The organism is Kitasatospora sp. NPDC051914, from assembly GCF_040680995.1.
Lineage (GTDB): Bacteria > Actinomycetota > Actinomycetes > Streptomycetales > Streptomycetaceae > Kitasatospora.
The window spans coordinates 65,933-89,473 of record NZ_JBFAXX010000006.1 but is presented as its reverse complement, the minus strand read 5'-3'; the positions used below and the strand labels follow the sequence as shown (position 1 = coordinate 89,473).

Genomic DNA, 23,541 nt, shown 5'->3' with positions numbered 1-23,541 from the left:
GGATCTGCGCGGTCCGGGAGTGGTGCTCCTGGCGAATCCTGAAGCGACTACCCGGGTGCCCTTCAGGCCGGGGCGGCCGCCAGTTTGGCCAGGTGGCGTTCGGCGGCGCGCAGTTTGCGGCCGTCCTGGCCGGGCAGGTGGGCGCGCAGTTCGATGATCTCCGGGGCGATCCGGAGCGCCTCCGCCCGGTCGGTGACGGCCCGCCAGCAGGCCTCGGCGTTGGTCGCCGCCCGTTGGGTCTCCGGGTCGTCCGGGCCGGCCGTGTCCAGCAGGGCCAGCGCCACCTGCCGGTAGAGGTCGGCGGCCAGCACCGTACGGCCAGCCAGCCGGGAGACGTGCGCCCGGACCTGACGGACCTGCAGCACCTGGGGTGCGATCGGGCCGTGCGCCGCCACCGCCTCGTCCTCCAGGGCGAGGGCGAGTTCGGCCGCCGAGTCGTGCTCCCCGGCGTCGGCCGCCCGGACGATCCGGCCGACCGCGTCGCGGTAGTCGGCGAGCGGGCCGCCCGCCGGGGCCGCCCCGGCGGGGACGGGCTTGCCCAGCTCCACCCGGGCCGGGGTCTGCGCGGCGGGGGCGGGCTTGCCCAGCTCCACCCGCAGCGCCCCGGGCGGGGCGGTGGTCGGCTCGGGCACCGGCCGCTTGGCGGCCTCCATCATGGCCGCCTCCTCCTCCGGGGTCAGCTCGGGCATCGGCGGGGGCACGGGCGGATCGCCGGGCAGCCGCTTCAGCAGCGACACCGGGCGGGCCGGACGCGGCGGGGTCGGCGGCACACCGGGCTTGAGCAGCGAGACCGGACCGCGCGGCGCCGCCTTCTGCGCCTTGGCCAGCTGCACCCGCGGCGCGGCCGGCACGTACGCCGCCGGGCGGGGCCGAGGCGGCTTGGCCGCCGGCCGCTTCGGCTGCACGGCGGCGGGGCGCGGCGCCTCGCTCAGCCGGGCCTCGGTGGACCGGTCGCCGATCTGCCGCGAGGTGTTGCGGAACACCGGGCGGTCCGGGGCGTGCGAGAGCAGCAGCGCGGCGTCCGGGCGGAGCACCGAGTGCACCTGGCGGCGCAGTTCCTCGGGCGCGAGCACCGGCCCGGCGCCGGGCACACCGACGTGCAGCACCTCGATCAGCGCGCGGGTGAACGTGCCGACCTGGTCCGGGTCGGGGTTGACGACGGCCCACAGCGGCACGCCGTCGGTGAGCGGCGAGATCGCGCTCTGCACCAGCGGCCAGGCGGTCTGGTCCGCACTCAGGTCGCCGATGATCAGGGTGTCCCACTCCGCGGGGCGGTGGCGCAGCTCGTCGGCGAGGGCCTGCCAGGGCAGGGTGTCGTGCGACCGCGCGTCACGGAGCGTCAGGAAGAGCTGCTCGGCGCGGCGGTCGGTGACCAGGTGCCCGCCGATGTGGACGAGCAGCGGACCGGGGTGCCGGGAGGCCGCCCGCAGGTGTGCGAGCACGGTCTGCGGGTCGCCGGCCCCGGGCAGGTGCACCGCGTCCACCGAGTCCGAGGCCAGCAGGATGTGCGGGGAGACGCCCGCGAGCATCGCCGAGAGCACCGGGGCCTGGGCGCTGCCGCGGCCCCAGGGTCTGCGGCCGGTGCTGGCGTAGCCGCCCTCGACGACCAGGATGCGGCCTCGCAGGCCCGCACCGAAGCCGCGCAGCAGGGGCTGGGCGGGGCCGGGGCCCGCGGACGGCGCAGCGGCCGGGGCGGGCGCGGGGGCCGGGCCGGGCGGCTGGGCCGGCGGCGCGGGAGGGGCCGGCGGGACGGGCGGCAGTGTGATGGCCGGCATGGTGGTCGTCCAGCCGGTGCTGGGCACCGGGGCGGGCCCGTCGGCCGGCTCCTCCGCGGGCCGGTGCGGCACCAACCGCGGGGGCACGTCCGTGTCGAACGGCGTCCGTTCCCCGCCCCCGGAGGCCGCTGTCACGTCCGCCACGCCCGGTCACCGCCCCGCCCCGCCGCCCGCCGCGGCATCGTCCCTGCCTGCACGGTGACCGCCACCGCACACGATTGCGCCACCATACGGGGTGATCCGGTGGCGGTTCCAGGCCGGGTCGACGATCGCCCGCGGTGGCGGGCGGCGCAGCCGTCGGTCCGTCAGTAGGTCACGGTGATCCGGCGGGCGGGTCCGTCCACCCGGACGGTGCCGCCGTACGGGATCACCACCTGCGGGTCGGTGTGCCCGAGGTCGACGTCGAACACCGCCATGGTGTCCGGCGCGTACGCGGCCAGCGCGCGGAGCACCGCCTCGCGCTGCTCGGCCCGGTACGCGGCACGCTGCCCGGCCTCGTTCGGCCGGTCTAAGGACCACGCCTTCGCCCGGCCCATCAGCAGCGCGGGGAAGCGGGCGAGCAGCCCCCGCTCCCCCATGGTGCGCAGGATCCTGAACACCTCCTCGCCGGAGGGGAGTTCCTCCGAGGTCTCGAGGAAGAGCACGCACCCCTCGTACGCCTCGGGGCTGCGGATGCCCCGGTCGGCCGTCATCAGCCGGCCGAGGATCTCCAGGTTGCCGCCCCAGCTCACCCCCTCGGCCACCCGCTCGGGCCGGTGCCAGATCCACCCCTCGGAGGGCTGCATCTGCGCCTCGGTCTCGAAGGTCGCCGGGTCCTGCCAGGGCCGGTCGATGTCGTTGAACCCGGTGGGCTCGGCCAGTTCGTACGGGCCGGAGGTGAAGAGCGCGGCGCGCGCCGAGGCGGTGGTGACGGGGTGCAGGCCGCCGGGGCGGCCGAACTCGGTCATCACGCTCGCCCCGTGGTAGCCGACGATGCCGAGGTTCCACAGGTGGGTGAGCAGGTTGGTGTTGTCGCTGAACCCGAAGAACGGCTTGGGGTTGGCCCGGATCAGCTCGTCGTCCAGGTGCGGCAGCACGGTGATCTGGTCGTCGCCGCCGATGCTGGCGATCACCGCCTTGATCTCCGGGTCGGCGAAGGCCGCGTGGATGTCGGCCGCCCGCTCCTGCGGCGAGCAGCCCATCCGGCGGGTGGTCGGGTACTCCACCGGCTTCAGGCCGAACTCCTCGGCCAGCCGACGCAGGCCGAGGTCGAAGGGCAGCGGCAGGACGGCGGGCAGACCGGAGGACGGCGAGAGGATCGCCACCCGGTCGCCGGGCTTCGGCTTGGGCGGGTACGAGGGAGCTGTCATGACCCGATCGTAGGTTCGCCCGTACCCCGCTCCCCGGTGAATTCGGCAGCGCACGGCATCCGGTCCGCGGTGACGGGCGGTCCTACTCCCGGACGACCAGCAGGGTCTTGCCGGTGGTCGCCCTGGACTCGATCGCGGCATGCGCCTCGGCCGCACGCTCCAACGGGAAGCGCTGCCCGATCAGCGGACGGAGCCGGCCGGCCGCTCCTTCGGCGAGGGCCTCCGCGGTGGCGGCGCGCAGCAGCGCCGGGTCGGGCCGGCCCGGTGCGACGAGTTCCACGCCGCGGGCCGCGGCCGCCTCCGGCGGGATCGCCGCCCAGGTGCCGCCCGCCAGACCGTAGCTGACCATCCGTCCGCCGGGAGCGAGCAACTCGAAAGCGGCCCGGGCGAGATCGCCGCCGACTCCGTCGAACACGACGTCCAGCCCGCCGGTGCCGGACCGGACGAGCTCCGGCCAGCCGGCCTCCCGGTAGTCCACCGCGTACTTCGCGCCGAGTTCCGCCGCAACGGCCGCCTTGCGGGCACCGCCCGCCGCACCGACCACCGTCGCGCCCGCAGCGGCGGCCAGCTGCACCAGCAGGCTGCCGACCCCGCCGGCGGCCGCGAGGACGAGCACCCTGTCCCCGGCGCCGACCCGGGCGGCCCGCAGCTGGAGGAGCGCGGTGCGGCCGTCCGCGAGCAGCGCCACCGCATCGGCCAGGGCCAGCCCTTCGGGCACCTCGAACAGGCTGTCGGCGGCGGCGACCGCCCGCTCGGCGTACCCGCCCGAGCCTCCGGTGGCGGTCACCACCCGGCGACCGACCAGCCCGGCGTCCACCCCGTCGCCGACCGCCGACACCACGCCGCCGACGCCGTTGCCGGGGACGAGCGGCGGCACCGCGGCGAACGGGCCGCGCCCGGTCGCCCGGAACTGCGTCTAGACGAAGGTGGTGTTGGCGTACACGACGTCCACCACCACCTGCCCCGGGCCCGGCACCGGATCGGGTGCCTCCCCCGCCACCAGCACCTCGGGCCCGCCGAACTCCCGCAACCACACTGCCCGCACGACCGCTCCCCGGCTCGTTCCGACTCCGTCGGGTCAAGCCTGCAAGCTCAACCGCACTTCAAGTCAACCGCGCTTCGAGTCAACCGGCCACGGGCCCCGGGGACGCGGCCTCCGCAGTGCCGGTGTAGTGCGCCAGGTACTCGGCGAGGGCGGGCTCGGACGGCGGCCCCTCGCCGTGCACCGCGAACCAGAGCCGGTTCTCCACCCAGAAGCGGTAGGCGAACTCCTCGAAGGTCGGGGCGCAGCGGGCGATCGCCGCACTGAGGTCGGCCGCGCCGTCCGCCTCGTCCCACTCCGGCAGGTCCTCGAAGTCCAGCGGCGAGGCGACCACGAAGGACTCCCCCGAGGGGCGCAGGTACAGGTACCAGAGCACGCAGTCCTGCTGGTCCCGCAGGAAGCGGACCAGCCGGGCGCCGGGCTCGACCGGGCTGGGCAGCGGGCCCGAGACGTCCGTCCAACAGGCCGTCACCGACACCTCGTCCAGCGCCCCGTGGCAGCGGGCCGAGGTGTGGAAGGCCGTGAAGTCCGCGGGCAGCTGCATGCCCGTCCCGGCGAGGGCCGCCGAGACGCCGTCCAGCAGCGCCACCCGCTCCGGATCCGCCGGGCCGAGGCCGCCGAGCCAGCCGAAGCCCCCGTCGAACCGGTCCGCCGCGAGCGGCGGCAGGCTCTCGTACGGGTACCACTCGTAGGTGCCCCGGCACGGCCGATGGTCGCCCAGGTCGGTGGCGCACCACCCGTCGACGAACGACACGGGCCGGTCGGATGTCAGGTCGGTCACGGCGGCTCCTCGGTGCGGTACTCGCTGCTGCACCGCATCCTGCCGCCCGGCACTGACATCCCACGGGGCCCGCTCGGCCTGCTCGGCCCGCTCAGGCCAGGTGGGCCAGCAGTACGGCGGCCTCGGCACGCAGCCGCTCCGCCCGGTCGGCCCGACCGGCGCGCTCGTACGCCTCGGCCGCCTCGGACCGCTCGGCCGCCTCGGCCCGGACGATCCCCACGATCTGCTCCTCGGTCAGCTCACGGCGGAGCACCTCCGCGGCGCCGGCGCCGACCAGGATCAGCTCGACCGCGAGGTTCCGGTCGGTGCCCTCGGGGCGCTCCACAGCCTCGGCGTTGTCCAGCGCCGCCAGGGTGGGCCGCAGGGCATCGACGGCCACCTTGTCGCGCGCCTTCATGGCCGCCGTGAGGGCGGCCCGCAGGCGGGGGCGCAGGGGCATGTCCGTGGTCGTCGACTCGCTCGTCATGGCCGGACGCTAACCGGCGTGCCGCCTCCCCCGCGACCGAAATTGGTGGGGGCATCCCAGGGGCGCGTAGGGGCACCTCCCGGCCGAAGGCTGGGGGAGCCCCCACACGCCCCTGATTTCGCTTGCCCCTGATCGCGGGTGCCCCTTCTAGGCGGCGAGGAGGTCGCGGAGGAGGGCGACGGTGTCCGGGTCGAGGTCGCGGCCGGTGCGGCGGCTCAGGGCGTCCAGGCGGTTGACGGCGCGGACGAGCTGGTCGCGGGCGCCCGCCGAGGCGTAGGCGTAGAACAGGTCGCGGTGCAGGAGTTCGACGTCCGGGGCGACGGCGAGCCCCCGGAAGATCGCGGCCTCCGCGGTGCGGTGGTCGCCGTACTGGAGCCGCCGGACGGCGAGTTCGTGCGCCGTGTCGACGATCGCGGCGAGCATGTCCTGCCGCTCGGGCTCGGCCCAGCCGTACGTGCCGGCCGCGGCCTCGGCGAACGGTGCGCCGCGGACGAGGGCGAGTGCGTGGGCGAGCGCGGCGTCCGCGGTGGAGCTGGTGGACCGCATGCCGCGCCGGTAGAGCCCGCGGAACTCGTCCCAGTCGCAGGTGACGGTCGGTGCCAGGGTGTAGCCCTCCGGCTGGTCGGTGCGCAGGTAGGCGCGGCCGTCCTGGGAGGCGCCCAGCCAGGCGGCGAGGCGGGTGAGTTTGCCCGGCAGCGGGCTGGCGGCGAGACCCGGTGCCAGTTCGGTGAGGTGGGCCGCGCCGGGGTGCAGGGCCCGGTCGAGGGTGCCGTGGTCGATGCCCGGGCGCAGTGCCAGCAGGGCGGCGAGCTCGGTGAGCCGGGGTACGGCGACCGGCTCGGTCGTCCCGGTGGCGCCGGTGATGTCGACCGGCCCGAGCAGCCGTACCCGGGGCGCCGAACGGCCGGTGTGCGCCTCCGGGGAGCGGAGGATGGCCAGCAGTTCGGCGCTGTCGGTGCGGGCCGCGGCGGCACGGGCCGGGCCGGCCGGGGCCGCGGTGTCGGGGGCCGGGTCATGGGTGGGAGCCGGTTCGGGAGCCGGCGTCGGCACCGGACCCGGCCGGTCGGGAACGGACTGCTCGGGAAGGGACTGCGGGGGCACGGGCTGCGGCGGCACGGGCTGCGGCGGTTCCGGGCGGGCCGGTTCGGGCTGCGGCAGGCGGGCGGGGCCCGAGGCGGCGTGCCGGCCGATGCCGTTGGCGGTGTGGCGCGGTGCCCGGTCGGCGGGCGGCGCGGCGGGATCGGGCCCGGCCGGGGGCTGCGGCGCGGGCGAGGGGACGGCGGTGAGCGGCGGTACCGCGGTGACCGGGGGCACGGGCCGGCCGGCGGCCGGTCCGTCCTTCCGCGGCGGGGTCGCGGTGGGGTCGGTGCCCGCGAACGGGCTGGCCCCGGTGCCGATGACGCGGGCGATCAGGCGGGGACCTGCCCCGGGCCCGGCCGGGTCCGCCTCGGGGTCGGCGCTGCCGTTCGCGCCGTCCCGGTGTCCGTCAAAGGGGCCGACGGCGGCCAGGACGGGGACGGGAACGGGCAGTTCGGCGGGTTCGAGGTCGACGCCGGGGCCGTCCAGGGTCCATTCGGGCGCCGGGTGCTGGGTGGTGTCGCCGGAGCTGCGGACGAGCTCGACGAGGTGCCCGTACTGCGTCCGGTCCAGCCGCTGGAGCTCCACCTGGAGGTGCAGGCCGGGCAGGGTGGCCGCGCCGGTGCTGGGGAGCGTCCAGCGGGCGACCGGGCCGGCGCCGCGCTCCGGGGCGCGGGTGACGACGGCGAGGCAGCTGCGCGGCTTGGCGTCGAGGAGCCGGCCGAGTTCGGCGGGCACGTCGCCGCCGGGGGGCTGGGCGGAGAGCACGATCTCCGGCACCCAGGAGTCGTCGGCCTGCCCGCGGCTGCGGGCGTCGCGCGGGCTGGTGGCCTCGGCGGCGACCAGGGTGGCGCGGGCGCGGGCGGTGCGCGGGCCGAGCGCTCCGAGGGCGTGCTCCAGGGTGTCGTAGCGGTGGACGCGTTCGGCGGCGCGGCCGGCGATCGGCAGGTCCTCGGCGAAGCCGACCAGGTGCAGGTGGAGTCGGTCGGCGAGCGGGCTGTGGGCGAGTTCCAGCGCGAGGGTGCGCAGGACGTCGTGGGAGTCGTCCGGGTGGCCGGAGAGGTGGACCAGCCGGACGGTCTCCAGGTCGGCGAGGACGACCGAGCCGTCCGGTGCGCTGCCGAGCGTCACCAGCGCCGGGTAGGGCGCGGCGGACTTGGCGGCCTGGCCGGGCGAGAGCAGTTCGTTCGAGTCCTCCGGGCACCACCACACGTTGTTGGCGTGTGCGGCGCGGAACGGCGCGATCGGCACGGCCGGGCCGGACAGGTGGAGTTCGACCGTGCGGCCGGGGGTGATCCGCGCGGCGACCAGGGCGGGCAGCCGCTTGCCGTTGCGGACGGTGTTGCGGGCCAGGGTGCGCAGCGCCCGGTCGAGCAGTTCGAGTGCGGGCACGTTCTGGCGTGCCTTCAGTTCGGCCTCGAAGGCGGCGGCGGGCGGGTCGGGGAGGGCGATGCGGTGGCGCGGCTTGCGGGCGCGCTGCTGGTCCCCGCGGCGGCGGGAGACCGTGCCGATCATGATGGCGGCGAGCAGGACGCCGACGGTGGAGGCGGCGAGGGCGGCGGTGTAGTCGCCGGAGGCCGCGTGGGCCGTGGTGCCGGTGCCGGCCGGCACGGCGGTGGGCGCGGTGTCGGCGGGGGCCGGGGTCATCGCCGCGGGGGTGTTCGGGGCGGGAGTGCTCGGGGCCGTCGGCGCCGGGGTGGCCGGTGCGGGGGTGGCCGGGGCCGGGGTGGTGTCGGCCGCCGGCGGCTCCGGGTCCGGCTGCTGGGGCTGGGGCTGGGGCTGCGGTTCGGCGGCCGGCGCGCCGGGGACGGCCAGCACCATGCCGGGGACCAGGAGGTCCGGGTCGGTGAGCCGCTCGCCGTCGGGGGCGCGCACACCCCGGTTGGCCTCGAACAGCTTGGGCCATTCGTCCCCGTTGCCCAACTCCCGCAGGGCGATGGCGGACAGGCTGTCGCCGGGGGCGACGGTCACGGTGGCGTGCTGGGGGGTGTGCGGCTGCGGCTGCTGGGCGGCGGGGGCTCCGGCGGCCGCGTCGGCCTTGGCGTCGGAGGGCATCTGCAGTTTCCAGCCCGGGTGGATCGGCCGGTCCGCGTCGAAGCGACGCCCGGAATCGTCCATCACCCGGCCGTCGTTGAGCCGGGCGATCTCCTGCCAGCGCTCGCCCGAGCCGAGTTGGCGCTCGGCGATGGACCAGAGGCTGTCGGCGGGGCGGGTGTCGCGCACCGTGTAGACGGGGTGGTCCTGGGCGGGCGCGGCCGGGGCCGCGGCGGGTGCGGCCGCGGGCAGCGCGGCGTACTGGGGCGAGGCGGGCAGAGCGGCCGCCACGGCCTGCGGGCCGCGCTCGGGGGTGGCGGCGAACGCCGAGCCGGCCACCGGGAGCAGCGCGAGGACGGAGCCGACCAGGCCGGCCGCGATCCGCTGGCTCCAGCCGAAGGCCGGGATGCGGCGGGCGGCACGGCCGCGCAGCTGCGCGGGAATCTCCAGCAGGACGGCGGCGGCGAAGCACAGCCAGGCGATCCAGCCGACGCCGACCAGTGCCCACAGGAACAGCCGTCCGTCGTCGGGGCTGGTCAGCAGGCCGGCCAGGCCGCCGCCGGTGGCGGGTTCGCCCATCGAGGCGACCGCGAGGGTGCCGTAGCCGAGCAGGGCGGGCAGGCCGGCCAGCAGGGCGGCCAGGGCGACCAGTGAGGCGAGGGCGGCGGCCACCGAGCCGGCGGTCCTGCGGCGCCGGGGCCGGACGGGCACCGGTCGCCGGACGCCGCCGCCGGGAGGCGCCGGGGTGCCCGGGGAGGCCGTACGGGCGGGGTCGTTGGCTCGTCGCGCGGCCATCAGCCGTTCTCCGCTTCCGTGATGCCGTGCACGAGGGTGGCCTTGCCGTACCCGTGCACCTCGAGGTGGGTGAAGTCGGGGAGCACCGCGCCGATCAGGGCGCTGGTGTAGGTGCCGGTGGTCCGCACCTCGACGGTGCGTTCGTCCACCAGCCGGGTCCTGCCCGTGAGGTTGTACGCCGCCAGGTACTCGTCGGCGGCCTGCGCGGCGGCCTGCTCGCTGACGATGCGGTAGCCGCGGCCCTGCAGGACGGCCTCCACGTCGAGCTGCTGGCCGGCGACGCGGGCGGCCTCCTGGGCGCGCGCGTCGGCGCGTTCGATGGCGCGCAGCCGGCCGCCGAGGTCGAGCACGATGCCGACCAGGACGACCAGGGCCGCCGCGCAGATCGCGACGTACAGCGACAGTGCTCCGTCGTCCGGTCCGCGGCGCAACCGCGGCAGTCTCCTCCGGTGTGCCACCGGCCCCCCTCTCCTGCTCAGTCGCCGCGGTACCGGTCGACGACCGAGGTGAACTCCCCCGTCATGGTCTTGTCCCCCTGGAGCCCGTCCACACCCAGCAGGTCGCGCAGCGGCACCGAGCACCGCACCCGCACGGTGACGGTGTCGAGTTCGCCGCCCGGGGTCTGCACGGTGCCGTACGAGACCGGTGTGACCGGCTCCTGCGAGCAGCGGACGCTGCGGCGGCCGAGGACGTCCTGGACGGCGTCGGCGGCGGCCTGCCGGGCGCCGTCCTCGGTGCGGGCCAGCGAGGCGGCGCGGGCGCCGGCCCGGGCGGCGGCGTCGACGACGGCGCCGGTGCTCTGCACCCGGCCGGCGGCGACGACGATGAGCACGAAGGCGAGCACCACCGGCAGCAGCAGCGCCGCCTCGACCGGGACGCCGCCGGCGTCGGGGCCGGCGGCGGTCCGCGGCCGGCGCGGGGCGGGGCCGGTCATCACTGCCCGCCCTGCGGGACGAACCGCTCGCGGGGTGCGCTGAGCGTCTCGGTGATCGTCAGCCGGTCGAAGAACGGCACGATCGACTGCGGACGGACCGTCACCGTCATCTGCTGGGTCTCGGCGTCCGAACCGGTGTGGTCCACGCTCTCGAGTTCGGCGAGCTTGCCGAAGCGGGCCAGGAACTCCTTCACCCGGGCGTCCCCGTCCCCGGCGACGGCGCCCTGCACCCGGCCGGCGTCCACGCCCTCGCGCAGCGCGGTGAGGGCGGCCTGGTCGGCGTACCACCAGAGCGAGGCCTGCACCACGAGCATGACGGCGAGCAGCACGACCGGGAAGAGGACGGCGAGGCCGAGGACGACCGCCCCGCGGTCGCGGAGGGCGGCGGGGACGCGCGGGCGACGGATCACTTCACCGCGTCCGGGACGTCGGTGGGGATCTTGTTCTGGGCCTTGCCGGCGAGCACCTTGACCGCGGCCAGCACCGCACCGGCGATGGCGACCATGACGATGATGGTGAGCGCGAGTTCGATGCTGATCGCGCCGCGGTCGCCGGCGGCGCGGGCGGCGCGCAGTCTGCCGAGGCGGAAATGCAGGAAGGGCGCGCCGAGCCGCAGCGGCAGCAGCACGGGCAGCAGCAGGGCGGTCAACAGGGTCTTGAACCAGGCCGTGATCGGGGTCATGGTGTGGTCTCCAGGACGGGGCGGTCGGTGGTCGTCGGCTGCTCAGCTGACGTCGAGCATCTGGTACAGCGCGGGGAAGACGATCAGCACCGTCATGAGCAGGGTGAGGACCGCGCCGGGCGCGACCATCCGCTCGCTGTCGGTGTTGGCCTGCGCCAGTTCCTCGGCGAGGAGTTCGCCGCGGAGGCTCTTGGCGCGGGCACGCAGGGTGTCGTACACGGCGGCGCCGTCGGTGCCGGAGATCCGCATGATGTCCGCGAGGTCCTGGAGGGGGGTCAGGCCGAGGTCCTCGGCGAGCGCGTCGAGGCCGTCCCAGGGCGGCAGCCGGTCGGTGGCGGCGCGCTCCAGGGCGTCCCTGATCCGCCGGAAGACGGTGCCGCGGCCGACCGCGGCGGCCCGGCGCAGCGCCTCGGCGGGGCCGCAGTCCGCGGCCCGCTCCAGCGCGACGAGTTCCAGGTAGGCGGCGATGCCGTGCAGGTACTCGGTGCGGGCCTCCTCGGCCTCGCCGGCGACGATGCCGTCCGGGACGAGCCACAGCACCGCCGCGAGCAGCGGCCCGGCGAGCAGCGGGACGGCGATCGGCAGGCCGATCCCGGCCACCGTGGCCATCGCCGCCAGGTAGCCGGGCAGCATCAGGCCGACCAGCGCGAAGAGCAGCTTGTGCGCCATGAACCGGGCCGGGCTGCGGCCGATCAGGGCGAGCTGCCGGTGCGGGATGCGGGCGCCGGGCAGCCGCAGCGAGTCGGCGCCGATCCGGTCGTACCAGGCGGGCCTGGTGTCCTCGACGGGCCGCGGGTCCGGGGTGCGGTGCAGCCGGCCCAGGGCCTGGCCGAGGTCCGGCGGGGCGGGGCGGAGTTCGGCGAGCAGCAGGGCGAGGCCGCCTGCGGCGGCGCCGCCCGCCAGCACGGCCCAGGGCGAGATCATCGGGCCTCCTCGGCGGCCGCCGGGACCGGCTCCGGCTCGGCCGGGTCGCCGGGCAGCCGGCCGGCCTTGCTGCGCCGGTCGGGTTCGATCAGCCGGGGCAGCGGGGTGTGCGCGGCCAGCGAGCGCATCCAGGCGATCACCGCGACGAAGGCGGCGGCGACCACGGCCAGCACCACCTGGCCGGTGACGCTCGCATAGGGCGCGGTGTAGCGGGAGTTGAACGCGCCGACCAGGATCACCGCCAGGATGATGCCGACCAGCCAGCGCACGGTGGTGCGGTGCTTGGCCCGGTCGGCCTCGATGGTGCGGCGCTGGCGGACCTCCTCGCGCACCGAGTCGGCGATGTCGGCGAGCGCCCGGGCCAGGCCGGGGCCGCTGTCGCCGGCCCGCAGCAGCAGGGCGGCGAGCACCTTGTCGGCGGTGGCGTCGGCGAGTTCGTCGCCGAAGGCGCGCAGCGCGTCCTCCGGCCGCCAGCGGGACTGCAGCCGGGCGGCGAGGTCGTTGATCTCGGCCTCCAGGCCGGGCGGGGCGGTGCGGCGGCTGGTGACGATGGCCTGGTTGAGGCCGACGCCGAGCAGCAGCACGTCGGCGAGGCGCTGGGTCCACTCGGCGAGCGCCTCCAGGCGTTCGATCCGCCGGGTGTCGGAGCGGGTGGCGTCGTACAGCCAGGGCAGGCCGAAGACGGCGAGCGGCACCAGGAGGGCGGTCAGCGGGATGCCGGTGAACAGCCAGGCGCCGGCGCCGCCGGCCAGCGCGAGCACCGCCTGGATGCGCCGCTGCCGGGCCCGGCCGGGGGTGGCGGTGCCGGGGGCTCCGTACCAGAGGACGTGCAGCCGGCCGGTGCCGGGCCGGGTCTCGGGCGGGGCCTCCCGGGTGCCGACCAGGCCGCCGACCAGCGCGACCAGGCCCCCGGCGACGGCGAGGCCGCAGAGCACGAAGAGCAGCATCAGCGGCCACCGCCGATCCGCAGCGCCAGCGGGGCGCCCCAACTGCCGTACGGGGACTGCAGCAGGCCGGCGTCGAAGCCGGCCCGGCGCAGGTCGTCCAGGCACTGCGGCGGGGTGTGCGGGACGGCCCTCGGCTCGCCCTGTTCGGGGCGCGGGCCGAAGACCTGGTTCATCGCCGGGCGGCCGCTCTCGCCGAGGCCGGTGACCTCCAGGACGTGCGAGACGAAGCGGTGCCGGCGGCCGCCGACGGCGGTCTCGTCGACCATGGCGACGTGCACGACGAAGTCGACGGCGTTGGCGGTGAGCCGGTAGGCGAGGCTGTCGGTCATGTGGGCGCCGTACTCCAGGCAGAGTTCGGCGATGCGGTCGACGACCATGTGCGGGGCACGGGCGTGCAGGGTGCACATCGAGCCGCCCTCGCCGTTGGTCATGACCCGCAGCATGGGCACCACCTCGGCGGAGCGGACCTCGCCGACGATGATCCGGGAGAGCGTCATCCGCAGCGCGGCGGGGATGAGTTCACCGATGGTCAGCTCGCCGGCGATCCGGCCGTCGACCCGCTCGCCGTTGCCCTCGCGGGCCTCCATCGGCACCACCTGGCGCAGGTGGCCGAGGGTGTGCAGCCACAGCTCGTACTCGGTCTCCAGGGTGCCGACCCGCTCGTCCGGCGGGATCTCGGCGGCCATGGCGCGCAGCAGGCTGGTCTTGCCGACGCCCTGGGTGCCGGTGATCATCACGTTCTTCTTGGCCCGGATCGCGGCCGCCAGGAAGGCCGCCAGCGTCGGGTCGAGCGTGCCGAGGCCGACCAGGTCGCCGAGCGTCGCCGAGGCGACCCGGTGCCGGCGGATCGCCACGTACGGGCGCGGGGTGACCTCGGTCAGCGCCTGCAGGCGCATCCCGCCCTCCAGCCGCAGTGCCAGGGTGGGGCTGGCGGTGGAGAGGGTGCGCTCGCCGCCGCCGTGCTGGCGGGCCAGGTCCTGGAGCAGTTCGACGAGTTCGGCGTCGTTGTCGGCGATCGGCGGGACCTGCCGCAGCGGCTCGTTGGCCCGCGACACCCACACGTCGTCGCAGCCGTTGACCAGGATGTTCTCGATCTCCGGGTCGTCCAGGTACGGCTGCAGGCGGCCGGCCCGGAACAGCAGGTCGTAGACGGCCTCGGCGAGGGCGCGGTCCTGGTCCCGGGTGGGCGGGATGCCGTGGGTCTGCGCGTACGCGTCGGACCAGCGGGCCACCGCCTCCTCGATCAGGGCTCGGCCGCGCTGCCGCCGGGTGGCCCGGTCGACCTCGCCGGCGCCCTCCAACTTGGACAGCTGCTGGTGGAGTTCGGCCGCGACCTGGCGCTTGAGCTCGCGGGCGACCTGCGGGTCCACCGCGGGCTTGGCGCCGACCGGCTGCAGTGCGTGCACGGGCGGCACGGCGGCCGCCGGGGGCACCGGGGCCGCCGGCCGGACCGGTCCCGTGGTGAACCCGCCGGCCGGTCCGGCCGGGACGGGCACCGGCCAGGGCAGCGAGGACGGCCCCTGCTGGAGCGGACTACCGCGCACGGAGCACCTCCCCGTACCCGGTCTGCGGCTGCTGCCGGTCCGGCGGCGGGAACGGCGCGGGCGCCGGCGGCTGCGGCGCGGCCGGCGGGGCGATGTGCTGCGGGAAGCCCGACGGGTACGGCTGCTCGGGGGCCGGCGCCGCCCACGGCCGGCGCCCCTGCACCGGGCCGAGCACCGGCCCGGGCTGCGGGTACCCGCCCTGCGGCCGGTCGGCCCGGGGGTACGTCTCCTGCGGCCGGTCGGCCTGCGGCGGTGCCGACTGCTCATGGGGCTGCGGGACGAGCCGATGCCGCCGCCGGGCCGCGACCTCCTGGATGCGGTCGGCCGCACTGCGCACCGTGCGCATCAGTTCGGAGCGGACGAAGCGCCGGTCGGCGGTGTCCCCGCCGTCGGAGAGCACCCGTGCGGTGCGCGGCGCGAACGGCAGCAGGCCGAGCGCCGAGACGCCGAGCTCCCGGGCGGCCTCCGCCAGCGGGTACGGGCCCTCGGCGACCGGCAGCAGGCCGAGCGCGTCGGCCCCCGAACCGGAGGTCTCGAGGTCGTCCCGCAGGGCGGCGAGGCGGGGCCGGGCCGCGGACAGGCCGCGCAGCGTGGTCCGGACGGACGCCGCCACCACGTCGGCCTGCCGGGCCAGCACGGCACCCGGGCCCAGTGCCCCGGAGCGGCCGAGATCGACGATCACGTCGTAGCCGTGGGCGTCGAGCGCATGGAAGGTGTCGGCCAGCGGCTCCCAGGTGTAGGCGAGGCCGGGCGCCTGCGCCGGGTCGGTGAGGCCGGGCAGCAGCAGCCGGTCCGCGGCGCCGTCCGGGGACAGGTCGACGAGCTGCTCCCACATGGTCTGGGCGAGCAGGCCGCGGCGGTCCGCCACGGCCAGGTTGCGCAGCCCGTACACCGCCTCGATGCGGCCCTCGAGGGCGCCGGCGAGCACGGCGCCGCCGTCCGGGTCGCACTCGGCGAGCAGCACCCGGCGGCCGGGCCGCAGCGGCCAGGAGAGCAGCAGGGCGAGGGCGGTGGTGGTGGCGCCGGGCGCTCCGGGGCCGCCGACCACGGCGACGACGGCCATCAGGTGCCACCCCCCGTCGCGCCGCTGCGCGGGCTGCCGGTGGCCTTCCCGGACGCGCTGCCCGAGGGGGCGGCGCCCGGGCTTCCGGCTGCCGCGGTGCCGCCCGCGGAGGGTGCCGGGTCGGGCGCGGCGGCCGCCGCCCGGGGCGCCAGGATCACCTGGAACCTGCCGGTGGCCACCCAGCCCGCCAGCCGCGGGCCGTCGCCCGCGGGGACGGCCACGTCGACCACCTGGCTGCCATCGGTGTCGACCTTGCCGACGCCCACCACCACGGCGGAGAGCGTCTCCGGTGTCCGGACGGCCGGCTGGTCGGACTTGGCGTCGGGGGTGAACACCACGAGCACCTGCAGGCCGGACTGCAGCCGGGTGGCCGGCAGCTGGGTGCGCTTGGCGGCCAGGCCGACGACCTGCTGGCCCGGCTGCAGGGCCGGATCGGCGGTCAGGTCCGCCTTCAGCAGCAGGGCGCCGCGCTTGAGGTCGGTGGTGGCGCGCAGCCCGACGGTGCGGGCCCGGTCCCGGGCGTCCAGGGGCCGCAGGGCCGGGTCGCCGGCGATGTGGGCGACGACCAGGTCGTCGGCGGTGATGGTCTGGCCCATCGGGACGTCACGGGCCAGGGCCAGGACGGCGATCCGCTGCCCCGAACTGGTGTAGAGCGCCGCACCGCCGAGTCCGCCGGCCGCGATCAGCGCGACCGCCATCGCCAGCACGGCGGGCCTGCGCCGGCGTGCCCGCAGGGTGCGCGGCGGCACGTGCGGGGCGGGGCGGACCGGGTCGGGGGCGAGGGCTGCGCTGCCTGCGCTCGGCGTCGGGACGTTGCGGGTTTCCACCGGGCTGGGGGCCTTTCCGGAGCTGTGGTTCGGCGTGGTCGGGCGGGATGCTGACGGTCAGTTGAGCGCCTGCGCCTCGGCGACCTTCAGCGGCATCGGCTCGTCGGTGGTGACCAGGTAGTCGACCGCGAACACCCGCGCCCCGGTGTCCGACCGGACGGCCTCGACCCGCCAGGTGAGCGTGGCGGTCAGGTAGAAGGTGTGGTCGTCCGGCTTCACCGAGGCCGTCCGGTACGTGTATCCGCACGAGGGCTGGCCGCCCGCGCCGGCCTTGTACTCGGTGCCGGGGCCGGCGCAGTCCACGCCCTGCGCGCCGTCCCCGGTGTCCCAGTGCACCTTGGTCAGCCGGGCGGTGGCGGTGACGCTCATCGTCCGGCCCTTGGCGGTGGCGCTCTGCGGGCCGGCGGTGGTCGGCGTCGCGGTGTACCAGAGCCAGACCGGCACCCCGACGACGGCGGTGCCGGACGGGGCGGCGTGCAGCGACGGCGCGTCGAAGTGGATCATGCCGAGCGCCTTCATGCCGAGGTCGTACGGGCGGTCCGGCGGCGGCGGGCCGCCGGGCGGCTGTGCGAAGAACATCGGCGGCTTGGGCGACATCTGGCCGCCGACACCACGGCAGTTGACGTCGTACACCGCCCCCTCGGACGGCGAGTGGCCCGCCCAGGACGGGTCGCCGGCGGGCGGCTGCGGCTCGGACCGGTGGTAGTAGCAGCCGTCGGCCGTCGAGAACCACCCGAGGTCGTCGTCCCAGCAGGGCCACTGCTGCCCGTTCCAACTGCACATCTGCACCCCGCCGTCCGACCCTCCGGTCGTCCCGCCGGAACCACCGCCGGAACCACCGCCCCCACCGGGTTCGGTGACGACGATGCAGATGTACCTGTTCATGCACGGGCCCACGTCACCGGAAGGCCCCGGATCGGCTGCCGCCGGACTGACCGTCAGCGCCAGAAACAGTGCAGCAACGACTACACGTCGCAGGGATTTCAGCATGTCCGTCCCACCTCACGGGTGACTTCCACAATCGTCCAGCTGGCACCGGTCTTTCGCAGACGGGTGATCGAAACGTAGCGCGTGAGTCGCTGTGCCGGATCTCGGATTGCCTTCGTGGCCGGATCCGCCTGGTGCCACCCTGTGACATCGAGGCAGTCCTCGATCTCCGCGGTCTGCGGATTGGCGGCGACATCGAGTTCCCGGACCACCGGAGAAGTCCGCGGCCCGCCGGTCATCACCAGCTTCGACTCGTGGAGTTGATGGAGGCTTGCGAGCGAATCGCTCAATGCCTGGCCGGTGGAGTACGCCTGGAGCTGGGAACCGTCCGAATCCGATCGCCCGAAGGCGTCGACCTTGGCGTCCCACCAGGCCCGATACGTCGTCAGAACGGCGCGTGCCACTGCCCCGTCGACCCCTTCGGCGGGGACGGCAGGGGCGGTACCCGAACCACCCGAAGAAGTTACTGCAGTCCCACCGGGAACACTGGCCACAGGAGTGCCCAGACGATCCGCAGAACCGCCGGTTCCGGCGGAACCGCAGGCACTCAGCGCCAACAGCAGTGCCACCCCACCGATCCCGACCGCCCCAGGGCGCAACGAATTTCCGCGCTGCCGCATAGCCCCACCTCATCGCGCCCGACCCCGTCCGCGGCCATGGTCGCAGAAGTCCCTCCGCCGTCCCTCGGTGCTGCCGCGGGGGCATCGATTCTTCGCCGCCCGCCCCTGCTCAGCAACACCCCGGGCGGTCCGACCTTACGCGGTGGGCGGATCGGTTGGGGCGCTTTCCCGCCACAGAACTGCCAACAGTTCATCAGAAAGCGACAATCCGGCCAATGCGCCCTTCACTGCGGCGCGATTGCGCATCAGGAGTCGCCCTCCGTCGCCGGGAACGAGCGCGAGGGCCTGTCCGGCCGCGAGGGCGCCGCCGTCGCGGAGGGCGAGTTCGTGCTCGAGGGCGGGCTGGAGTTCCTGCGGCCCGAGGGCGGCGGGTGCGCCGGGCACGCCCTGGTCGAGGACGTGCCCGAGAACCCGGCTGAACGAGCCCTCGCCGCCGGGCCGGACGGCGTCCCGGCCGCGCCGCCCCGGCTGGTGACGGCCGATCCGGCCCCACAGCGGGACCCGGGAGTGCGTGATCAGTTCTCCGGCGGCGTCCTCGCGGGCCAGCGCCGCCCAGGTGTCGCGGTCGGCGACCGCGTCGACGATCAGCAGGGTCTCCTCCTGGCCGCCGTGCACCATGGCGCTGACCACCCAGTCCCAGGCGAGGCCGCGCCGGTACGCGTTGTCCGGGGTGGAGCCCGCGGTGACCAGGGCGATCCGCCGTCCTCTCGGGTCGGCGGTCAACTGGCCGAGCAGGCAGACCACCAGCCACCGGGCGGGTCTCGCGGCGGCGGCCCGCAGGGCGGTGAGCATGGTGTTGGCGTCCGCGTCCGGTGCGAGGACGGTGGGCCGGCAGCCCCGGAGGCCGGCGTCGAAGGTCCGGCCCGGCAGGACCTCGGCGAGCACCCGGGCGCCCTCGGCGGCCTGCGCCGAGCCGGCCCAGCTGCGGTCCGGCCCCCCGTCCGCGCCGATCACCACCAGTTCGATGCCGCCGCCCACCCCGCACCAGCCCCCTCCGCCGTTCGCCGCTTCCGGCGACAAGCTACCGCCGTAGGACCCCCCGAACGGGGACCATCGGCCCTACCGGCCCCCGGGGCACCCCCCGAGCATCGTGCTATGGAGTACGAGGACCCTGTCGAGGAGCTGAGCGAGGCCGAGTGCCGCCGTCTGCTCGGCACCGTGCCCGTCGGGCGCGTGGTGTACACCGAGCACGCACTGCCCGCGGTGCTGCCGGTGGCGTTCGAGGTGGCGCCGGACGGCAGGCTGGTCCTCGCCCTGCGCGCGGACAGCAGGACGGCACGGGCGCTGGACGGCACGGTCGCCGCGTTCCAGGCCGACGTGCTCGACCCGGCGACCCGCACCGGCTGGAGCGTGCTGGTGCACGGCCACGCCGAGGTCGTCCGCGACCACCGCGCGCAGGACGGCCTGTACGACGCCGGGTTGCGGCCCTGGGCGGGCGGGCCGCGGCCGGTGTACGTGGCCCTCACCCCCGAGCTGGTGGGCGGCCGCCGGCTGCGCCCGGCCGTGGCACCGGTCGGGCCGGACGGCACGGCGGCCCCCCGCTGACAGGTGACCGGCCGGTAGGCATACTCTCCGACTGTCCCTCCGGGCGCAGCCGCGGGGACCGGAGCCCCCGACCCCACCTGGAGCGCATTGTGACGACGTTCGCCTCCCTGACCGACCTGAAGGCCGCGGTCGGCACCGAGCTCGGTACCAGTGAGTGGCACACCATCGGCCAGGAGCAGGTGAACCTGTTCGCCGAGGCCACCGGGGACCACCAGTGGATCCACGTGGACCCGGCGCGGGCGAAGGAGAGCCCGTTCGGCGGCACGATCGCGCACGGCTACCTGACGCTGTCGCTGATCCCGGTGCTGGCGAAGGAGTGCTACGGCGTCGAGGGCGTCCGGATGGCGCTGAACTACGGCTCGGAGAAGGTGCGCTTCCCCGCGCCGGTGCCGGTCGGCACCGCGGTGCGGGCCACCGCCGAGCTGCTGTCGGCCGACGAGGTGCCGGGGGGCGTGCAGGCACTGGTGCGCTTCACGATCACCAGTGAGGCCAGCCCCAAGCCGCACTGCGTCGCCGAGACGATCACCCGGTTCTACGCGGCCTGACCGCCGACCGATCCTCCGCACCCGGACGGGCCCGCTGTTGCACGGGCCCGTCCGCGCGTGTCCGGGGCCGGGCCGAAGCGTCCGCCGAACGGCGCGCCCGATCATGTTTCGGCCGGGCCCGTACGGGCCAGGAGGGGTAGTGTCCGGTGCGACGGTCGTCGTACGGCAGCGGAGCCACAGCGCCACCACCGTACGCCTCCGGCCGGCCGGCATTCGCGACCGCGGGCGTCGGGCGGTCACCGCCGTACGGATGTCCCGACCGTGGAGGTGCCGTGCCCAGCTCCGTCCCCTGGATCGCCCGTGCAGCCGCCCTCGCCGCGCAGTTCGGCACCGCCTTCACCGACACCGGCGGCATCGGCCGGCTGCCGCGCAGGACGTGGCACCTGATCCGCACGGACGCCTTCGGCGCCGACCCCCGCGGGGAGCGGCTGGAGCGCATCAGGCGCTCGCCGCAGTTCCGGGACGGCGCCTTCCGCAACCCCGTCCCCACCCGCCGGCTGGCCGACGGGTACTCGCCGCTGTCGGTGAGCCGGGCCCAGCTGGCCGGCGACCGGACGCGCCGGATGCCGGCCGCGCCGGTGCCGCTGCACCGGCTGCGCCCGCTCGACCTGGCCGAGCCGCCGGCGTCCGGCCTGCGGCTGACCTGGCTCTGCCACGCGACGGTGCTCGCCGAGATCGACGGCCGCCGGGTGCTGTTCGACCCGGTGTGGGGCGAGCGCTGCTCGCCGTTCTCCTGGACGGGCCCCAAGCGGCTCCACCCGATGCCGGTCGACCTGGCCGAACTCGGCCCGGTGGACGTGGTGGTGGTCTCGCACGACCACTACGACCACCTCGACATGCCGACCGTCAAGGCACTGGCCGCCACCGACACGGTGTTCGCCGTACCGCTCGGCGTCGGTGCGCACCTGGAGCACTGGGGCGTGCCGCCGCGGCGGATCGTGGAGCTCGACTGGTGGGAGTCGGCCGAGGTTGCCGGGCTCACGCTGACCGCCGCGCCCGCCCGGCACTACTGCAGCCGCGGCCCGCGCACCCATCCGTACGCGCTGTGGGCCTCCTGGGCGGTGGCCGGCCCGGAGCACCGGGTGTTCCACAGCGGGGACACCGGCTACTTCCCGGGCTTCACCGAGATCGGCGCCAGGCTCGGCCCGTTCGACGCGACGATGGTGCAGATCGGGGCGTACAGCGACTTCTGGCCCGAGGTCCACATGACGCCGGAGGAGGGCGTGCAGGCGCACCAGGACGTGGGCGGCGGGCTGCTGCTGCCGATCCACTGGTGCACCTTCAACCTGGCGCCGCACCCGTGGGAGGAGCCCGCGGAGCGGACGGTCGCGGCGGCACAGGCGCTCGGGGTGCGGTTCGCGGTGCCCCGTCCCGGTGCGCCGTTCGAGCCGGCCGATCCGCCGGCTCCCGCCCTGTGGTGGCGGGCGGTCGCCGCGGTGCCCGAGGCCGGCGGCCTGACCGTGCCGGACGGGCTGGCTTCGCCCGCCTCCGCCGCCTCCCGGCGGCCGACCCGCAGCACGGCGGCGACCGCGGAGGACGACGGCATCACGGTGTGACGCCGCGGACCCGGTGGCGGGACCGGATGACCCTCCAGGCGACGTTCTGCACCAGCAGGGTGGCGACGCCCGCCACGACGATGCCGAGCATGTTCAACAGCAACTGCTCCGCCGACCCCCTGCCCTGGGCGAAGTCGCCGTAGGCGATCGCGGCGGCGGCGTTGGCCGCGGCCGGGACGGTGGTCACCGAGATGGCGACACCGACCAGTGCCCCGGCCTTCGCCGAGGTGAGCGAGAGGAGTCCGGCGACGCCGGCCAGCAGGGCCACCACGAAGGAGGTGGCATCGGGCTTCCAGATGAACGAGGTGTTCGGCCGGTCGGCCTCGAACATGGCCTCGGTGAACAGCCCCAGCCGGTCCATCAGCAGGCAGAAGCCGACGGTGAGCAGCATGGCGAACGCGAAGCCGGCCACCAGGGCGGTGAGCGAGCGCAGGGCCGGCCGGCCGCGCCGCTGGACGAGGGCGACGCACAGCCCGGCGAGCGGTCCGAACTCCGGGCCGACGGCCATGGCGCCGACGACCAGGATCGCGCTGTCGAGCACGGCCCCGCAGGCGGCGAGCATCGTCGCGACGGTGAGGAAGGCCAGGTAGACGGCGGTGAGGGTGGACTCCTCGTGGGTGATCTCGGAGACCTCCTCCCAGACCAGGGCGTCGGCGCCCTCGCCCGGCGCCTCCTCCTCGGCCTTGTCCGCGGCGGCGGAGATCGTCAGCGCGACCTCCTCGACGTTGATCGCGCCGCGCTCGGCCAGGCCCAGTCCGCGGAGCTCGCCGAGGAGTTCGTCGGCGGACTCGCGGGCGACGTCGCAGAGCACCACGTCGCCCGCGGGGCGGACGGCGGAGCCGGGCAGGACGATCACGTGGGTGACGCCCACGCAGTCGTCGAGGCTCTTCAGGACGGTGTCCCGCAGGTCGACGGGGACGATCAGGCGCAGGTGCAGCACGGAGGCTCCGTGAGGGGTGGACCGGTCGGACCAGCTCACCCTAGGGCTTGGGCGGAGCCGTCCGCGCCGGGTCAGGCGGAGCCGGCCCCGGTGGCGTGGGCGCGCATGGCGTCCTCGACCAGCGCGACGGCCGCGCGCGGGTCGGCGACCTCGACGACCAGGCGGCTGTACCGCTCGTCCGCGAGCTCCACCACGACGGCCCCGGCGGGGTTGTGGACGTCCCAGAAGATCCATTCGCCCTGGGAGCGGAAGGTGCCGGCGGTGATCACGCCCGGCAGGTGGGTGCCGCCCATCCGGATGCCCTTGGACTCGTGGACGATGCCGGGGTCGGCGGTGGCGCCGCGGATGTTGGCCAGCGGTATCTCCAGCCGGCTGCGCAGGGCCCACAGCTTGTCGAGGCCCTCGACCTCGACGACCAGGGTGTCGTCCACGACGGACAGGCGTGCCATCTGATGGCTCCTCGGGTGGTGGTGGAGGGCGGCGGGTGGGCCGGCCCGGGTCAGGGGGTGAGGCGGTCGGCCAGTGCGAGGACGGCGGCGCCCGCCGGGCGGCCGCCGGTGGCGCGTCCGCGCAGCCGCAGGCCGAGCACGGTGGCCGCCAGCGCCTCGGCGAGACCGGGCGCGGTGTCGCCCGGGCCGAGGACCGCGGTGACCGCGGTCTCGAGGGCGGCGACACCCTCCTCGACCAGGGCGGCGGCGTCCGGGTCGGCCGCGGCCCGTTCGGCGGCGGCGAGCAGCAGCAGCCCTGCGGCCGGCCCCGCGTCGTACGCGGCGGCGGCCTGCGCCAGGGCGGCGGGCAGCGAGCCCGCGGCGGCGACGGCCGCCGCGACCGGGAGGACGTCCCGGTCCAGGTGACGGCGGAGGGCGGCCAGGTAGAGGCCGCGCTTGCTGCCGAACACCTTGTACAGGCTGCCCCGGTGGACGCCGAGCGCGCCCACCAGGTCGTCGACCGAGGTGCCCTCGAAGCCGTGCACGGCGAACAGCCGGGCAGCGGCCTCGACGGCCTCGTCCTCGTCGAAGGCGCGTGGTCTTCCCATGCGCCGAACCGTAGCGAGTTGAAGAACGGTCAGTCAAGAACAATCATTCTCAAACTCGCCCCACCCCTCCGG

25 protein-coding genes are annotated in these 23,541 nt (G+C 76.0%); 3 read left to right on the top strand and 22 right to left on the bottom strand.

What is annotated here, in order from left to right; genetic code table 11:
* Window positions 1-62 precede the first annotated feature (62 nt).
* The 19 genes from AB0M03_RS06355 to AB0M03_RS06265 form a co-directional block, all read right to left on the bottom strand.
* Window positions 63-1,919, bottom strand: a complete 1,857-nt coding sequence (locus tag AB0M03_RS06355; protein WP_363489028.1) for a hypothetical protein — start codon at window positions 1,917-1,919, stop codon at window positions 63-65.
* A gap of 161 nt (window positions 1,920-2,080) precedes the next feature.
* Window positions 2,081-3,124, bottom strand: coding sequence for a S66 peptidase family protein (locus AB0M03_RS06350; RefSeq protein WP_363489026.1), 1,044 nt, complete (start codon window positions 3,122-3,124; stop codon window positions 2,081-2,083).
* An 82-nt stretch (window positions 3,125-3,206) separates the two neighbouring features.
* Window positions 3,207-4,001 carry a zinc-binding dehydrogenase gene (locus AB0M03_RS06345; RefSeq protein ID WP_363489024.1) on the bottom strand — a complete coding sequence of 265 codons (795 nt, stop codon included), beginning with the start codon at window positions 3,999-4,001 and terminating at the stop codon, window positions 3,207-3,209.
* A gap of 39 nt (window positions 4,002-4,040) precedes the next feature.
* Entirely contained in the window at window positions 4,041-4,169 is a 129-nt protein-coding gene (locus tag AB0M03_RS06340) for a hypothetical protein (protein WP_363489022.1), read from the bottom strand.
* Window positions 4,170-4,248: 79 nt separating this feature from the next.
* Complete coding sequence (locus AB0M03_RS06335; protein ID WP_363489020.1) at window positions 4,249-4,947, bottom strand: hypothetical protein; 699 nt, start codon at window positions 4,945-4,947, stop codon at window positions 4,249-4,251.
* Between the two features lie 91 nt (window positions 4,948-5,038).
* Window positions 5,039-5,413, bottom strand: coding sequence for a GatB/YqeY domain-containing protein (locus AB0M03_RS06330; RefSeq protein ID WP_363489018.1), 375 nt, complete (start codon window positions 5,411-5,413; stop codon window positions 5,039-5,041).
* Window positions 5,414-5,560: 147 nt separating this feature from the next.
* Window positions 5,561-9,319 carry a LysM peptidoglycan-binding domain-containing protein gene (locus tag AB0M03_RS06325; RefSeq protein ID WP_363489016.1) on the bottom strand — a complete coding sequence of 1,253 codons (3,759 nt, stop codon included), beginning with the start codon at window positions 9,317-9,319 and terminating at the stop codon, window positions 5,561-5,563.
* Window positions 9,319-9,750, bottom strand: coding sequence for a hypothetical protein (locus AB0M03_RS06320; RefSeq protein ID WP_363489014.1), 432 nt, complete (start codon window positions 9,748-9,750; stop codon window positions 9,319-9,321). The genes AB0M03_RS06325 and AB0M03_RS06320 overlap by 1 nt, the downstream gene beginning before the upstream one ends.
* Window positions 9,751-9,794: 44 nt before the next feature.
* Window positions 9,795-10,253: a TadE/TadG family type IV pilus assembly protein gene (locus tag AB0M03_RS06315; RefSeq protein WP_363489012.1), complete on the bottom strand. Its 459-nt coding sequence runs from the start codon at window positions 10,251-10,253 to the stop codon at window positions 9,795-9,797.
* On the bottom strand, window positions 10,253-10,663 hold the full coding sequence (locus tag AB0M03_RS06310; RefSeq protein WP_363489010.1) for a TadE/TadG family type IV pilus assembly protein: 411 nt from the start codon (window positions 10,661-10,663) through the stop codon (window positions 10,253-10,255). Before AB0M03_RS06310 ends, AB0M03_RS06315 begins: the two co-directional genes overlap by 1 nt.
* Window positions 10,660-10,935 (bottom strand): hypothetical protein, encoded by a 276-nt coding sequence (locus AB0M03_RS06305; RefSeq protein WP_363489008.1) that lies wholly within the window; start codon window positions 10,933-10,935, stop codon window positions 10,660-10,662. Before AB0M03_RS06305 ends, AB0M03_RS06310 begins: the two co-directional genes overlap by 4 nt.
* A gap of 42 nt (window positions 10,936-10,977) precedes the next feature.
* Window positions 10,978-11,859, bottom strand: coding sequence for a hypothetical protein (locus tag AB0M03_RS06300; RefSeq protein WP_363489006.1), 882 nt, complete (start codon window positions 11,857-11,859; stop codon window positions 10,978-10,980).
* Window positions 11,856-12,806 carry a type II secretion system F family protein gene (locus tag AB0M03_RS06295; RefSeq protein WP_363489004.1) on the bottom strand — a complete coding sequence of 317 codons (951 nt, stop codon included), beginning with the start codon at window positions 12,804-12,806 and terminating at the stop codon, window positions 11,856-11,858. The genes AB0M03_RS06300 and AB0M03_RS06295 overlap by 4 nt, the downstream gene beginning before the upstream one ends.
* Window positions 12,806-14,350 carry a CpaF/VirB11 family protein gene (locus tag AB0M03_RS06290; protein WP_363489002.1) on the bottom strand — a complete coding sequence of 515 codons (1,545 nt, stop codon included), beginning with the start codon at window positions 14,348-14,350 and terminating at the stop codon, window positions 12,806-12,808. The genes AB0M03_RS06295 and AB0M03_RS06290 overlap by 1 nt, the downstream gene beginning before the upstream one ends.
* Window positions 14,340-15,413, bottom strand: a complete 1,074-nt coding sequence (locus AB0M03_RS06285; protein ID WP_363489000.1) for a hypothetical protein — start codon at window positions 15,411-15,413, stop codon at window positions 14,340-14,342. The genes AB0M03_RS06290 and AB0M03_RS06285 overlap by 11 nt, the downstream gene beginning before the upstream one ends.
* Window positions 15,413-16,240 (bottom strand): SAF domain-containing protein, encoded by an 828-nt coding sequence (locus tag AB0M03_RS06280; RefSeq protein ID WP_363488998.1) that lies wholly within the window; start codon window positions 16,238-16,240, stop codon window positions 15,413-15,415. The genes AB0M03_RS06285 and AB0M03_RS06280 overlap by 1 nt, the downstream gene beginning before the upstream one ends.
* 57 nt (window positions 16,241-16,297) lie before the next feature.
* The gene (locus AB0M03_RS06275; protein ID WP_363488996.1) at window positions 16,298-17,125 is read right to left on the bottom strand and encodes a hypothetical protein; all 828 of its coding nucleotides are present in this window, start codon (window positions 17,123-17,125) and stop codon (window positions 16,298-16,300) included.
* Between the two features lie 98 nt (window positions 17,126-17,223).
* Window positions 17,224-17,631, bottom strand: coding sequence for a hypothetical protein (locus AB0M03_RS06270; RefSeq protein WP_363488994.1), 408 nt, complete (start codon window positions 17,629-17,631; stop codon window positions 17,224-17,226).
* A 351-nt stretch (window positions 17,632-17,982) separates the two neighbouring features.
* Entirely contained in the window at window positions 17,983-18,867 is an 885-nt protein-coding gene (locus tag AB0M03_RS06265) for a hypothetical protein (RefSeq protein ID WP_363488992.1), read from the bottom strand.
* Between the two features lie 75 nt (window positions 18,868-18,942).
* Between AB0M03_RS06265 and AB0M03_RS06260 the strand changes: the two genes are divergently transcribed.
* The 3 genes from AB0M03_RS06260 (at window position 18,943) to AB0M03_RS06250 (ending at window position 21,493) form a co-directional block, all read left to right on the top strand.
* Window positions 18,943-19,392 (top strand): pyridoxamine 5'-phosphate oxidase family protein, encoded by a 450-nt coding sequence (locus AB0M03_RS06260; protein ID WP_363488990.1) that lies wholly within the window; start codon window positions 18,943-18,945, stop codon window positions 19,390-19,392.
* Window positions 19,393-19,478: 86 nt separating this feature from the next.
* Window positions 19,479-19,937 (top strand): MaoC family dehydratase, encoded by a 459-nt coding sequence (locus AB0M03_RS06255; RefSeq protein ID WP_363489176.1) that lies wholly within the window; start codon window positions 19,479-19,481, stop codon window positions 19,935-19,937.
* A gap of 353 nt (window positions 19,938-20,290) precedes the next feature.
* Window positions 20,291-21,493, top strand: a complete 1,203-nt coding sequence (locus tag AB0M03_RS06250; protein WP_363489174.1) for an MBL fold metallo-hydrolase — start codon at window positions 20,291-20,293, stop codon at window positions 21,491-21,493.
* Here the strand turns inward: AB0M03_RS06250 and AB0M03_RS06245 are convergent.
* From AB0M03_RS06245 to AB0M03_RS06235, 3 genes are all read right to left on the bottom strand, one after another.
* Entirely contained in the window at window positions 21,483-22,433 is a 951-nt protein-coding gene (locus tag AB0M03_RS06245) for a DUF389 domain-containing protein (protein WP_363488988.1), read from the bottom strand. The two genes, AB0M03_RS06250 and AB0M03_RS06245, sit on opposite strands and share 11 nt — an antisense overlap.
* A gap of 71 nt (window positions 22,434-22,504) precedes the next feature.
* Window positions 22,505-22,882, bottom strand: a complete 378-nt coding sequence (locus AB0M03_RS06240) for a hypothetical protein (protein ID WP_363488986.1) — start codon at window positions 22,880-22,882, stop codon at window positions 22,505-22,507.
* A 50-nt stretch (window positions 22,883-22,932) separates the two neighbouring features.
* Window positions 22,933-23,469, bottom strand: coding sequence for a helix-turn-helix domain-containing protein (locus AB0M03_RS06235; protein ID WP_363488984.1), 537 nt, complete (start codon window positions 23,467-23,469; stop codon window positions 22,933-22,935).
* Window positions 23,470-23,541 lie beyond the last annotated feature (72 nt).